This window comes from Shewanella jiangmenensis, from assembly GCF_018596335.1.
GTDB classification, from domain to species: Bacteria; Pseudomonadota; Gammaproteobacteria; order Enterobacterales; family Shewanellaceae; genus Shewanella; species Shewanella jiangmenensis.
The window spans coordinates 1-12852 of the sequence record NZ_JAHEPS010000007.1; the positions used below are offsets into that span (position 1 = coordinate 1).

14 protein-coding genes are annotated in these 12852 nt (G+C 52.5%); 11 read left to right on the plus strand and 3 right to left on the minus strand.

Annotated features, from left to right (window positions below; translation table 11 throughout):
* Window positions 1-457: 457 nt before the first annotated feature.
* Entirely contained in the window at window positions 458-913 is a 456-nt protein-coding gene (locus tag KJI95_RS15490) for a hypothetical protein (protein WP_214508110.1), read from the minus strand.
* Window positions 914-1178: 265 nt separating this feature from the next.
* Between KJI95_RS15490 and ccoN the strand changes: the two genes are divergently transcribed.
* The 11 genes from ccoN to ttcA all read left to right on the plus strand — a co-directional run bounded on the left by ccoN (window position 1179) and on the right by ttcA (window position 11242).
* Window positions 1179-2615, plus strand: coding sequence for a cytochrome-c oxidase, cbb3-type subunit I (gene ccoN / locus KJI95_RS15495; RefSeq protein WP_214508111.1), 1437 nt, complete (start codon window positions 1179-1181; stop codon window positions 2613-2615).
* A 12-nt stretch (window positions 2616-2627) separates the two neighbouring features.
* Window positions 2628-3254, plus strand: a complete 627-nt coding sequence (gene ccoO, locus KJI95_RS15500) for a cytochrome-c oxidase, cbb3-type subunit II (protein ID WP_214508112.1) — start codon at window positions 2628-2630, stop codon at window positions 3252-3254.
* 12 nt (window positions 3255-3266) lie between these two features.
* Window positions 3267-3440: a cbb3-type cytochrome oxidase subunit 3 gene (locus KJI95_RS15505; RefSeq protein ID WP_214508113.1), complete on the plus strand. Its 174-nt coding sequence runs from the start codon at window positions 3267-3269 to the stop codon at window positions 3438-3440.
* 5 nt (window positions 3441-3445) lie between these two features.
* The gene (gene ccoP, locus KJI95_RS15510; RefSeq protein WP_214508251.1) at window positions 3446-4417 is read left to right on the plus strand and encodes a cytochrome-c oxidase, cbb3-type subunit III; all 972 of its coding nucleotides are present in this window, start codon (window positions 3446-3448) and stop codon (window positions 4415-4417) included.
* A gap of 112 nt (window positions 4418-4529) precedes the next feature.
* On the plus strand, window positions 4530-5009 hold the full coding sequence (locus KJI95_RS15515) for a FixH family protein (RefSeq protein WP_214508114.1): 480 nt from the start codon (window positions 4530-4532) through the stop codon (window positions 5007-5009).
* 7 nt (window positions 5010-5016) lie between these two features.
* Window positions 5017-7428, plus strand: a complete 2412-nt coding sequence (locus KJI95_RS15520) for a heavy metal translocating P-type ATPase (RefSeq protein WP_214508115.1) — start codon at window positions 5017-5019, stop codon at window positions 7426-7428.
* On the plus strand, window positions 7425-7676 hold the full coding sequence (gene ccoS / locus KJI95_RS15525; protein ID WP_214508116.1) for a cbb3-type cytochrome oxidase assembly protein CcoS: 252 nt from the start codon (window positions 7425-7427) through the stop codon (window positions 7674-7676). Before KJI95_RS15520 ends, ccoS begins: the two co-directional genes overlap by 4 nt.
* A complete protein-coding gene (locus tag KJI95_RS15530) occupies window positions 7673-8368 on the plus strand; it encodes a sulfite exporter TauE/SafE family protein (protein ID WP_214508252.1) in 696 nt (231 codons plus the stop codon). Before ccoS ends, KJI95_RS15530 begins: the two co-directional genes overlap by 4 nt.
* Before the next feature lie 56 nt (window positions 8369-8424).
* Window positions 8425-9177 carry an electron transport transcriptional regulator EtrA gene (gene etrA, locus KJI95_RS15535; protein ID WP_214508117.1) on the plus strand — a complete coding sequence of 251 codons (753 nt, stop codon included), beginning with the start codon at window positions 8425-8427 and terminating at the stop codon, window positions 9175-9177.
* 86 nt (window positions 9178-9263) lie between these two features.
* Window positions 9264-10196: a universal stress protein UspE gene (uspE, locus tag KJI95_RS15540; protein ID WP_214508118.1), complete on the plus strand. Its 933-nt coding sequence runs from the start codon at window positions 9264-9266 to the stop codon at window positions 10194-10196.
* 83 nt (window positions 10197-10279) lie between these two features.
* Complete coding sequence (gene ttcA / locus KJI95_RS15545) at window positions 10280-11242, plus strand: tRNA 2-thiocytidine(32) synthetase TtcA (RefSeq protein WP_214508253.1); 963 nt, start codon at window positions 10280-10282, stop codon at window positions 11240-11242.
* A 129-nt stretch (window positions 11243-11371) separates the two neighbouring features.
* On the opposite strand, the gene KJI95_RS15550 is transcribed toward ttcA, so the two are convergent.
* Window positions 11372-12007, minus strand: coding sequence for a DUF2987 domain-containing protein (locus KJI95_RS15550; protein ID WP_214508119.1), 636 nt, complete (start codon window positions 12005-12007; stop codon window positions 11372-11374).
* Window positions 12008-12009: 2 nt separating this feature from the next.
* The gene (locus KJI95_RS15555; protein WP_250885880.1) at window positions 12010-12801 is read right to left on the minus strand and encodes a glucosaminidase domain-containing protein; all 792 of its coding nucleotides are present in this window, start codon (window positions 12799-12801) and stop codon (window positions 12010-12012) included.
* Between the last annotated feature and the right edge of the window lie 51 nt (window positions 12802-12852).

Sequence of the window (12852 nt, forward strand, 5' to 3'; positions counted from 1 at the left end):
ATGGGGTTGTTAGTATGCAACATGAGAGTTACCTCTTTTGTTTTGATTGAAGATTCGACACCTTTATCAAAACGGGTAACTCTCACCTTTTCAAGATGATGTGTCAGATCAAGTCGCGACTAATACAGTTCAGGCGATGGCAGCTGCATTTGGTGGGTTGTTTTACCACAGGGGTACTTATCTCTATCCAAAACTTCTATTACTCAAACTATTAAAACTGAGCCTATTAAGGTAATCACTCTATAAGTAAATCTGCTAAAGAGCCCTCTATAACTGACCTACCATGACCTAGCCTTCTTTAACTGAATCATCCTTGAATGAGCGCGGCCCTAACTGACTTGATGGCCCTGAGTCTGGTTTCGATACCTCCAATCCGCCATTAGTTTGGGCGACGAGTTTGTGTCAGCACTCTTCAGCGCCACCCGCAAATTGACCATTGCGTTAATCCATTCTGCCATTAACGGCTGTTGTCGGCTTTAAAATCAAACCAGGTTTGCTGTGTATTGCCCTCTTTGTCGGTGATGCTAAGCCATAGGCGCCAAATCATATAATCACTGCTGCAGCTGCCGTAGATTGCGCTTGCCTGAAACGTATTTTCACCGGTTTCGGTCCAATTGACAGGAATAACCCCCATAAACATATCTCTTCCTTCTATTCTGCTATCGAGGTTTGTGGGGGCGTTTGAGAGTTTAACCTTGAAAGTCAGCGGCTTTTCACTGGGCGCATCACTCGGCGACAGTTCAAGGCTGATGATATTATCGCCAACTGAAACCCTGCATGGGCCTTGATGAAAGTTACACAAATCCGTTTCGTCGGCGCGCGGCGTCGCTGAAATTTGATTTTGATCACAACCCACCGCGAAAACAGCGTTCAAAACCACGCTCATTATCAGCAAAACACGCTTTCCTAGCATAACAATTCACCTTGTGCTGCAATAAGTTAACATTCTATTGTCCCGCTTGATCCAGATCAACAAACGCCCGTTACACGGCGTATCTTTTTTGACGCAGCTCAAGTATCATTGCCAAGCCTTGCGTTGGGTTGCAAAACCTCGGGCAAAAACATTGACAGCCGTTGTTTAGACCGATAGGGACAAATTGCGGCTATCATAAATTAGAAACCGGTAAAGCTCGTCTTTACTCACATTACAAGTAAAAGTAATAAGCAGTGGAAGCACTATGATGAACCATTCCCAGCCTCACGGCGCTGATTACAATTACACTGTCGTGCGCCAATTTGCCCTTACCACAGTTTTGTGGGGTATTGTTGGTATGTCCGTCGGTGTACTGATTGCGGCTCAGTTGATCTGGCCACAGCTGAACTTTGATACTCCTTGGTTGACCTATAGCCGCCTGCGGCCATTGCACACCAATGCGGTAATCTTCGCGTTCGGTACTTCAGCGCTCTTCGCCACCTCCTACTATGTTGTTCAACGTACTTGTCAAACCCGTTTGTTTGCGCCTGCTCTGGCTCAATTCACATTCTGGGGCTGGCAAGCGATCATTCTGGCTGCTGCCATCACTCTGCCAATGGGTATTACCAGTGGTAAAGAATACGCCGAGCTGGAATGGCCAATCGATATCGCCATCGCCGTTGTTTGGGTGAGCTACGCGATTGTGTTCTTCGGAACCATTATTAAGCGTAAAACCTCACACATCTATGTGGCGAACTGGTTCTTCGGTGCCTTTATCATCACTGTTGCCGTGCTGCACATTGTAAACTCCATGGCTGTACCTGTTAGCCTGTGGAAGTCTTACTCTATTTATGCCGGTGCCGTGGATGCCATGGTTCAGTGGTGGTATGGTCACAACGCCGTAGGCTTCCTGCTGACCGCAGGCTTCCTGGGTATGATGTACTACTTCGTGCCTAAGCAAGCCGGTCGTCCTGTGTACTCTTATCGTCTGTCTATCGTGCACTTCTGGGCACTGATTGCACTGTACATCTGGGCCGGTCCTCACCACCTGCACTACACTGCCCTGCCCGACTGGACTCAGTCTCTGGGTATGGTGATGTCTCTGATCCTGTTCGCACCTTCATGGGGCGGTATGATCAACGGCATCATGACCCTTTCCGGCGCATGGCACAAGCTGCGTACTGATCCAGTACTGCGCTTCCTGGTGGTTTCTCTGTCCTTCTACGGTATGTCTACCTTCGAAGGCCCGATGATGGCGATCAAGACCGTTAACGCGCTGTCTCACTACACTGACTGGACCGTTGGTCACGTACACTCCGGCGCGCTGGGTTGGGTTGCCATGGTGTCTATCGGTTCTCTGTATCACCTGATCCCGAACCTGTTCGGTCATGGCCGTATGTACTCTACCTCTCTGGTAAACGTACACTTCTGGCTGGCAACTATCGGTACTGTACTGTACATCGTTGCCATGTGGATCTCTGGTGTGATGCAAGGTCTGATGTGGCGTGCAGTTAACTCTGACGGCACCCTGACTTACAGCTTCGTTGAAAGTCTGGAAGCTTCATATCCGTTCTACTTCGTACGCTTCCTCGGCGGCTGCTTCTTCGTAACCGGTATGCTGATCATGGCCTATAACGTGTATCGCACCGTTAAAGCGCCGAAAGATTCACTGCCTGCGCTGGCCGAAGCCAAAGCTGCATAAGGAGTAGACACGATGAAATTCAATCATGAGTTAATAGAGAAAAACATCGGTTTGCTCGGTATCTTCACTGTGCTGGTGATCAGCATCGGTGGTCTGGTACAGATCACGCCGCTGCTTTTTCAGAAAGACACCACCGAGCCAGTGAAGGGCCTGCGTCCTTATACTGCACTCGAGCTGGAAGGCCGCGACATCTATATCCGTGAAGGTTGCTACAACTGTCACAGCCAGATGATCCGTCCTCTGCGTGCCGAAACCGAGCGTTATGGCCACTACTCTGTTGCCGGTGAATCCGTATGGGATCACCCGTTCCAGTGGGGCTCCAAGCGTACCGGTCCGGATCTGGCCCGTGTAGGTGGTCGTTACTCAGACAAATGGCATGAGGTTCACCTGATTGACCCTCGCGCCGTGGTTCCTCAGTCCAACATGCCAGCTTTCCCTTGGCTTGCCGACAACAAACTTGATGGCCAGTATACCGCTCGCAAAATGACCATTTTGCGCGATATGCACAAGGGCGAGTACAACGGTAAAGACCTGTACAGTGATGAAGAAATTGCTAACGCTCAGAAAGCCGTAGAAGGCAAAACTGAGATGGAAGCCATCATCGCGTACCTGCAGTCTTTGGGGCATGCACTCAAATAAGGAGGCAATTATATGGATTACGGCACATTACACGGAGTTATCACCATCGTTGTAATGCTGACCTTCGTCGGTATATTTGCTTGGGCTTATAGCTCCCGTCGCAAAAAGCAATTCGACGAGGCGGCTAACCTTGTGTTCTCTGATGAAGATAGCAAGGTAATGAAGGACTCAGGAGAGCAAAAATAATGTTGATGAGTAGCTTCTGGAGTATGTGGATTAGCATACTCACAATCTTAGTGATCGTAGGCTGTTTTGTTTTGCTCCGGATCTGTTCCAAGAACACGACTCCAGAGATCAAAGAAGGCGAGTCTATGGGTCACAGCTTCGATGGCATTGAAGAGCTGAACAACCCTCTGCCGAAATGGTGGAGCTACATGTTCTACATCACCATCGTATTCGGTGTGGTTTACCTGATAGCCTATCCAGGTCTTGGCAACTATAAAGGTTTGCTGGGCTGGAGCAGCTCTAACCAGAGCATCGGTACTGACCAGGGCATCAAAGCAGACTCCAAGGCTGCGATTGAAGCTGCTGCCACCGAAGGCCGTTGGGTACAGTACGACCAGGAAGTAAAAGCTGAGAACGAAAAGTCCGGCCCTATCTTCCAGGAGTATGCCAAAACCCCAATCGAAGAGCTGGCCAAGAATCCTGAAGCCGTTAAAGTGGGTGGCCGTCTGTTCCTGCAGAACTGTGCCCAGTGTCACGGCTCAGATGCCCGTGGCGGTGAAGGTTTCCCTAACCTGACCGACACTGATTGGCTGTATGGCGGTTCTGCTGACGAAATCAAAGCCAGCATCATGAACGGTCGTCGCGGTATGATGCCTCCAAAAGGCGGTCTGCCGGTTGATGACAGCGAAATCCCAGGTCTGGTTGCTTACCTGCACAAACTCGGCGGCGCCGAGCACGATGCAGCGCTGGCAGCTCAGGGTCAGGGTTCCTTCATGAAAGGCTGTTTCGCCTGTCACGGTATGGACGCTAAAGGTAATAAGCTGATGGGTGCCCCTAACCTGACTGACAACGTTTGGCTGTACGGCTCAAGCGATGGCAAGATTGCCGAGTCAATCAAGAACGGTCGCGCCGGTGTGATGCCTGCATGGAAAGACATGCTGGGTGAAGAAAAAGTTCACGTTATCGCAGCTTACGTATACAGCCTGTCCAACAAGTAATAAGGACAGCTGAAAATAAAGGCCCCGAGTGAAATTCGGGGCCTTTTTTTAAGTGATAACTCATACATTTGGCGATAAAATATCGCACTAATTTCATCGATGGTATTACGACATGAGTGAACAGCAAGCCTGGTATAAGCAGTTCTGGCCCTGGTTTTTGATTATCCTTCCCCTGTGCGCCGTGGTGGCCAGTTTGACCACCTTTAAAATCGCCCTGGACAATTCAGATTCTCTGGTTGCCGAGGAGTACTATAAAAAAGGCAAAGCCATCAATATGGACTTGTCCAAAATCCAGTTCGCGCGTCAGATTGGTATGCAGTTCCTCGTCAGCGTTGAAAATGGCGCCGTGATCATCGAGCAGCATGGCGGCCCTGCCTATGAGGCCGGTCTTAACACCCAGTTTTACCACCCAACACTCGCCGACCGTGACTTTAGCCAGATGCTGAGCCGCGATGCCACCGGCAAGTACCGTATCACCCCCGAAGCGCCAATCTCCGGCGACTGGGAAATCCGTATCGAGAGTTTTGATGGCAAGTGGCGTCTGCAAAAGCGCCTCGAACTTGTCGAAGGCAAGCAGCACTGGCTGAACTGAGCCCGCCATGTCCAATTCCCTGTGTTTTCACTGTAACGAGCCGGTGCTAACCGGCTCCCGTTTTATCACCCATATCGACGGCAACGACCAAATCATGTGTTGCCCGGGTTGCCAGGCCGTGTCCCAGTCGATTGTCGATGCCGGTCTGCTCTCTTACTACAAATACCGCACCGAGCCCGGCAGTCGCCAAACCGCCCTTGTTCCTGAGAGTTTGTCCCACTACAGCGCCTACGATTTGCCCGAAGTGCAGCAGGACTTTGTGCAGGGCCGCGACGGCTTTGAAGAAGTCAGCCTCTCCATTGATGGCATCACCTGCGCCGCCTGCGCCTGGCTTATCGAGCATAAACTGCAAAAAATCGAGGGTGTGGCGCGCATTCAGGTTAACTCCACCACCCAGCGCGCTTACATTCGCTGGCAGGCAAGCAAAGTAAAACTGAGCGAGCTGCTCAGCGCCATTGCCAGTATCGGTTACAGCGCCGCGCCATTTCAGCTTGACGATCAGGAAGTGATCAGCAAGAAAAACAGCCGCCGGTTTTTATTGCGCTTAGGTCTTGCAGGCTTTGCCACCATGCAGGTGATGATGTTTGCGCTGGCGCTCTATAATGGCTACTTCACCGATCTTGAAGCCGAATACCGCGATTATTTCCGCTGGGTCAGCATGATTTTTGCTGCGCCCGTGGTGTTCTACTCGGCGCAGCCATTTTACTTCAGTGCCATTCGCGCCATATTGAGCGGCAAGCTGAATATGGATGTGTCGGTGTCGATTGCGATTTGCGGCGCGTACATCGCAAGCTGCGTTGCCACCATCAATGGCACCGGCGAGGTGTATTTTGAATCCGTGTCCATGTTCACCTTCTTTTTGCTGCTTGGCCGCTATTTTGAGCAGCGCGCGCGCCAAAAAGCCTCGGTAAGCTCAAGTAACCTGCATAAATTGGTGCCGCTTACCGCGTCACTTGTCACCGCAGGCGGCATCGAAGAAGTGCCTGCCAAAAAGCTTGCGATAGGCGATATTATTCTGGTGCGCCCGGGCGATGTGATTGCCGCCGACGGTGACATTATTGACGGCAGCTCCGGCGTAAACGAAGCCATGCTCACCGGTGAGCAGTTGCCCGTGGCCAAAGCGCCCGGCATGGCGGTGTACGCCGGCACCATAAACCTCGAGCAGCCGCTGCAAATTAAGGTCACGGCGCTTGGTCAGGATCAGCTGGTTGCCGAAATCATTCGCCTGCAGGAGCTAGCATCCAACGCCAAGCCCGCCATTGCGCTGACTGCTGATAAACTGGCGCGTTATTTCTCGGCCACCATTTTAACCATTGCCACCATTACCTATTTTGTCTGGCGTCAGTTTGCGCCGGAAGATGCGTTCTGGGTCACCCTGTCGGTGCTGGTTGCCACCTGCCCCTGTGCGCTCGCACTCGCCACCCCAACCGCGGTAACCTGCGCCACCGGACTTTTTACCCGCTTGGGGATCATCTCAAGAAATGGCACTGTGTTTGAGAAACTGCCAAGGCTTGATACGGTCGTGTTTGATAAAACCGGCACCCTCACCTGCGGCGAATTCTCCTTTGGTGACATAAAACTTTATCAGGGACTTGAGCGAAGCGAAGCGCTGGCGCTGGCATCCTCGCTTGAGCAGGGCTCGCTGCATCCTATCGCCAAACTTTTTGCCCGCGCCGAGCCTGCGTCTGCTCCCACTGATCTTACCCACTTTGTCGGCGAAGGCGTGCAAGGCACAATCGACGGCAGCACGCTTCGCATTGGTAGCGCTTCGTTTGCCCAAGTGCCTGAAACGCTGCCGGAAGTGCAGCGAGAGCATGGCCAGTGGGTGTATCTCAGTAAGTTAAGTGAAGCCGGCTTTAAGCTTATCGCCGCTTTTGAAATTCAGGATGAACTCAGGACTGACGCCAAAGAAACGCTCGCAGAGCTTAAGGCGCGCGGCCTTGGGCTTGCGATTGCCAGCGGTGACTCTTCCCATCATCTGCAGGAAGTGGGCAGCGCTCTTGGGGTTACGGATATCAAAGGTGCACTGCGGCCACAGGATAAGCTCGCCCTGATTGAAGCGCTGCGCCAATCCGGTAAAACCGTGGCCATGTTTGGCGATGGTATCAATGATGCACCTGTGCTTGCCGGTGCGGATTTGTCGGTGGCCATGGGCAGCGGCAGTGCCATTGCCAAAAACAGCGCCGATCTGATTTTGCTTGGCGACCATCTGCATCGTTTTGTGGACGCGCTCGACATCGCCAAACGCACGAGCAACATTATTCGTCAGAATCTTGCCTGGGCACTGGGGTACAATGTGCTCATTCTGCCACTTGCCGTGACTGGGCATGTGGTGCCTTATATTGCCGCCATCGGCATGTCAGCAAGCTCGCTGATTGTGGTTGGCAACAGCTTGCGCCTGCTTAGGATTAAACCATGAGTATTATCTACGTCCTCATTCCCATCGCCATGTTGTTTGTGCTTATCGCGGTGGGCATTTTTTTCTGGGCGGTACGCTCTGAGCAGTTTGACGATTTAAACCGTCAGGGCTCATCCATTCTGTTTGAAGACGACAATAAGGCATCAAACCCGGCTTCAAACTCTGTACATAACACAGAAACTAACCACCCAAGCGCCGCTGACTCTGACGTTCAAGCCGTTAAGGCCAACGCTAACGAGCCGCACTGATGGATTACAGCCTCTACAGTGCATTTCTCGTTGGTCTGATGGGCGGCGCTCACTGTTTTGGTATGTGCGGTGGCCTGGTCGGCGCTTTTTCAAGTCAAATTCCGGCGCCCGGCCGCCTGCAAAATCCCCTGAGTCACAAGCTCACCTTTTTGCTTGCCTATAACGGCGGGCGCATCGCGAGCTACACTGCGGCAGGTGCCATTGCGGGCGGCGCGGCCGGTGGTCTCACGCTTCTGTTTGATGCGGGGCATTTTACGCTGGCGCTGCGTTTTATTGCCGGTGTGATGATGATTTTACTTGGGCTGCATATCGCCAAACTTTGGGGTGGGCTGCTCGCCATCGAAAACCTCGGCAAATGGCTGTGGCAGTATCTTCAGCCACTTAGCAAGCGGCTGTTGCCCATCAATACGCCGGGGCGAGCGCTCAGCGCCGGCATGGTGTGGGGCTGGCTGCCCTGCGGTTTGGTGTACTCTACCCTTACCTGGTCAGTGGCAAGCGCCAGTGCCCTCGATGGCGCACTTATCATGCTGTTTTTTGGCTTGGGGACCTTGCCTGCGCTTCTCAGTGCCGGATTGGCCGCCAAGACCCTCGCCAGTTGGCTTCAGAAGCGTGCGGTGCGCGTGCTCGGCGGTGCCCTGCTCATAGCCTTTGGGGTGCAAACGCTATATATTGGCATAGCTCAGCTTGGCTAGCCCGACCAGGGCAATTGAGTTAACATGTAGTTAATAGAAAGGTTTGAGATCCGACAATGCCCATAGAACAAAACAAACAACGCCGCCCCGCTGCTTCAGGTTGTACCATCCATTGTCACGATTGCAGCATGGGAACGCTGTGCATTCCGTTTACCCTCAATGCCAATGAGCTCGATCAGTTGGACAATATCATTGAGCGCAAAAAGCCGATTCAGAAAGGCGAGCAGATTTTTAAATCCGGTGACCAGCTTAAGTCGCTCTATGCTATCCGCTCCGGCACCATCAAGAGCTACACCATCACAGAGCAAGGCGATGAACAGATCACCGGCTTTCACCTTGCCGGTGACGTGATTGGCTTTGATGGCATTCATGCCCAGATGCACCAGAGTTTTGCTCAGGCGCTGGAAACCTCCATGGTGTGCGAAATCCCCTTTAACACCCTCGATGAGCTGTCGGGCTCTATGCCAAAGCTGCGTCAGCAGATCATGCGTCTGATGAGCAACGAAATCATGTCAGATCAGGAAATGATTTTGCTGCTCAGCAAGAAAAACGCCGAAGAGCGCCTCGCTGCGTTTATCGCAAATCTCGCCAGCCGTTTCGGTAACCGTGGTTTTTCGCCCCGTGAGTTTCGCCTCACCATGACCCGCGGCGACATAGGTAATTACCTTGGCCTGACGGTTGAGACCATCAGCCGCTTGCTTGGCCGCTTTCAGAAGTCCGGCTTAATCGAGGTTAAAGGCAAGTACATCACCATTCTCGATTATGCGGGCTTAAATGGCCTTGCCGGTAACGCACGCATCGCCAGATAATCATATAAACGATTGATCCAAAACAAAGCAGCCTTTGGCGGCTGGTTCATTATAGGAAGTAAGCCAAGGCACATCAGGAGAGCGCCATGAAGGATTGTCACAAGATACTGGTTGTTATTGATCCCACCACCGACAAACAGGTTGCGCTGGAGCGGGCAGTAAAGCTGGCCTCCAGACACCAGGCGTCCATTACCCTGTTTTTGTCGATTTTTGACTTTTCCTACGAAATGACTTCGATCCTATCCGCCCACGAACGCGAAGCCATGCGTAAAGGAGTGATAGATCAGCGCGTTGCCTGGCTTGCCGACATAGTGTCCAAAGTGAGTGAGCCCGGCCTTGCCATCGACACCCAGGTGGTGTGGCACAATCGCCCATTCGAGAGCATCATCAATCACGTTATCGATGGTAATTACGACCTTATCGTCAAAGGCACCCATGAGCACGATAAGCTCAAGGCGGTGATTTTCACCCCCACCGACTGGCACTTGATGCGCAAAGCGCCTGTGCCTGTGCTGTTGGTAAAAGATCATGACTGGCCGGTTGGCGGCAAAATCCTCTGTGCGGTTAACGTGGCCACTGAAGATCCTGAGCATCAGGCGCTGAATGACAAAATCATCAGCCACGCCAATACGCTCGCGGCGCAGTTTGATGCCGACGTGCATCTGGTAAACGGCTACCCCGGCACGCCGGTGAACCTTGCCATTGAACTGCCCGACTTTGACGCCCACAGCTACAACGAATCTATCCGCATTCAGCATGAGCAGCGGGTTGCCGAGCTTGCCAAACGTTTTGGTGTGGCAGCCAACCATTGCCATGTGAAAGAAGGCTTGCCGGAAGATGTTATTCCTGAGCTTGCCGTAAGCCTGGATGCGGAGCTTGTGATCCTGGGCACCGTTGGCCGAACCGGCCTGTCGGCGGCGCTTATCGGCAATACCGCCGAGCATGTGATTGACAGCCTCAACTGCGATTTGCTTGCGATAAAGCCCGACGGATATAAATCACCACTTCAGGAAGGCTAAGGCTTTACCCTAAGCCACTAAGCTGGAATAATACGCGCCCTGAAACCTAGGTTACCGGGCGCTTTTTTATGTCTGACGTTGTAATGTCTGAAATCCAGCAAGACGAACTTTCCAAAAAACAGATCACTCGCCTTAACAAGCTGCAAAAGCGGCTGCGCCGTGAAGTCGGCAGTGCCATCGCTGACTACAACATGATTGAAGAAGGCGATCGGGTGATGTGCTGCCTGTCCGGTGGCAAAGACAGCTATGCCATGCTGGATATCCTCATCAATCTGCAGCAGCGTGCGCCTGTGTCATTCGAAATCGTGGCGGTAAACCTCGATCAGAAGCAGCCGGGTTTCCCTGAACATGTACTGCCACAATACCTTGAGAGCCTTGGGATCCCGTTCCATATTCTGGAAAAAGACACCTACTCCATCGTTAAAGACAAAATTCCCGAAGGCAAGACCACCTGCTCGCTGTGCTCACGCCTGCGCCGCGGCACCCTCTATGGTTTTGCCCAGCGCATCGGCGCCACCAAGATTGCCTTGGGTCATCACCGTGACGACATTATCGAAACCTTGTTTTTGAACATGTTCTACGGCGGTAAAATGAAGGCCATGCCACCCAAGCTGCTGTCGGACGACGGTGCCAACGTGGTTATTCGCCCGCTCGCCTACTGCCGCGAAAAAGACATCGAAGAGTACGCGGCGCTCAAAGGTTTCCCTATCATCCCCTGTAACCTGTGTGGCTCTCAGGAAAACCTCAAGCGCGCCGCCATCAAAGATATGCTCAAGCAGTGGGATCGTCAGTACCCGGGCCGTATTGAAACCATTTTTACCGCGATGCAGAACACCGCCCCCTCTCAGGGCGTGGACCGCGAGCAATTTGATTTTGTGTCACTGAAGCAGGATCCGAACGCCGAGTTTCGCGGTGATGTTGCCGAAGCCAATTTGCCGGCATTCGATTTTATGGACGTGTCCAACAGCGGCCATATCGACCTTGATAAGGCCGCCGTTAAACCCCTTGGCGAACGTATCGATATAGTGTCGACCTTCATGCCATAAGGTTTGGTTTCAGCCAAATACACAAAAGCCCGCATGATGCGGGCTTTTTACTGACTGATGGTTGTCAATTGATGCTGCTGACTGCCGCTGTTGGCTGCTGGCGATAGCTACCTTTTCGCCCAGCCGCTTTTACGACTCGCGATTAAACCAGGGGCTCACCACCTGCGCAGGCTGTGTAAGCGTAAGGGTTTTAATAGTGCCAAGGGTCTTTTCATCCAAAGTAAGCTCGCCCTGCACCACTTTCTCAATGCCATCTATGGTGACAGCGATATCGGCAGCGCCAAATTCAAATCGCAGTCCATCGGCGGGTTTCGCGAAATACTTCATCGGAAAGCCCTGCATCGCAGCCTGCAGCTCGTCCATCTCTTCTTTGAGAGCGTTCAGCTCTTCACCGCTGTAGCTTTGCTTTGGCACGCGCTCACGAATTTGCAGCGCAAGTCCGCACTGCGAGGCATCACCATCGGTCTCAAGCCGCACCAGGCCACGATTTAATTTCAGATTGTCATCAAAAGGAACGTAAAGACGCTGATCCTCAGTAAAGGACAAGGGATACTGCTTTTTATTGGCGGTGGTGATTTCGCCTTTGAGAATAATGCAGCCCGGGCGCTTTGGTACTGAAAAGGTAAGCTCAATCCGGGGATACTCGCCACGGTTCACCAGTTTCATCCGGTCGTGAAAGCCGGAGTATTCCAGCGACACCTCGCCGGCGCCGGCAAAGAACGGCAATGACAGTAAAGACAACAAACAGATTTTGAGCTTGGGCATGGTTATACGTCCAGATACTTCTTGTTGTGCTGCAGCATTTGCAGCAATTCATCCACATAGGCTTCGCGGCGCTCAGAATAGTTGACCAGCCCATAGGCGAGCTCAGGTGCTGTCGGGTGCTGGCCCTTGGCGCGCTGCTCGGCGCGGATGGCGCGAAACAGTTGATAGGCAGGATGAGTGTTGAGGTTATTGATGTATGACAGCATCGCCTCTTCTACCGAGTCAAACACTGTCACCTCGTGGCTCATATCCTGACGCCGCGCCGATGGCACCAAACCGCAGCCCTTGGTGTAGCACCACTGGCCGAAGAGATTCAGGCCTTCGCGGGCAAAACGTGAGCTGCCCCAACCACTTTCGGTGGCGGCCTGTACAAGCACCAAGGATTCGGGCACCACATCAATCCGGCGCAGCAAACGTTCGGCAAGCTTTTCCGGATCGGTTTCATCGACCTTGAATTCAGCGCCAAGGGCTGAAAGCTGCTCGCTTTGCTCAGCGCTTAATGCCTTACCGGCCTTGATACTGGCCAGCACGCTTTCAACCAGAGCGCGTTTTTGCAGGTTGTTGTGATTGATATCTGCAACAATCGGCCGCAAAAAATCAAAAAACGCGCTCTTTTTTTCACGCATATTAGCGATACCGTTAAAATCCGGCAGCGCAGTGGTGTTTCCAAGCGCCTTAAGCCCCGGCACCGCCTCCTGCTCAGGCGGAGTGCCGGAGAGCTGGCGTAACAGCGCCACGCTGACAAAACACAGCACAAAGGCAAAGGCTAAAGTAGATATATTACCAATTTTCAATGGGTTAATCTCTAGCTTGTGGATACAGATTACGACTTGAGCGTGATTATA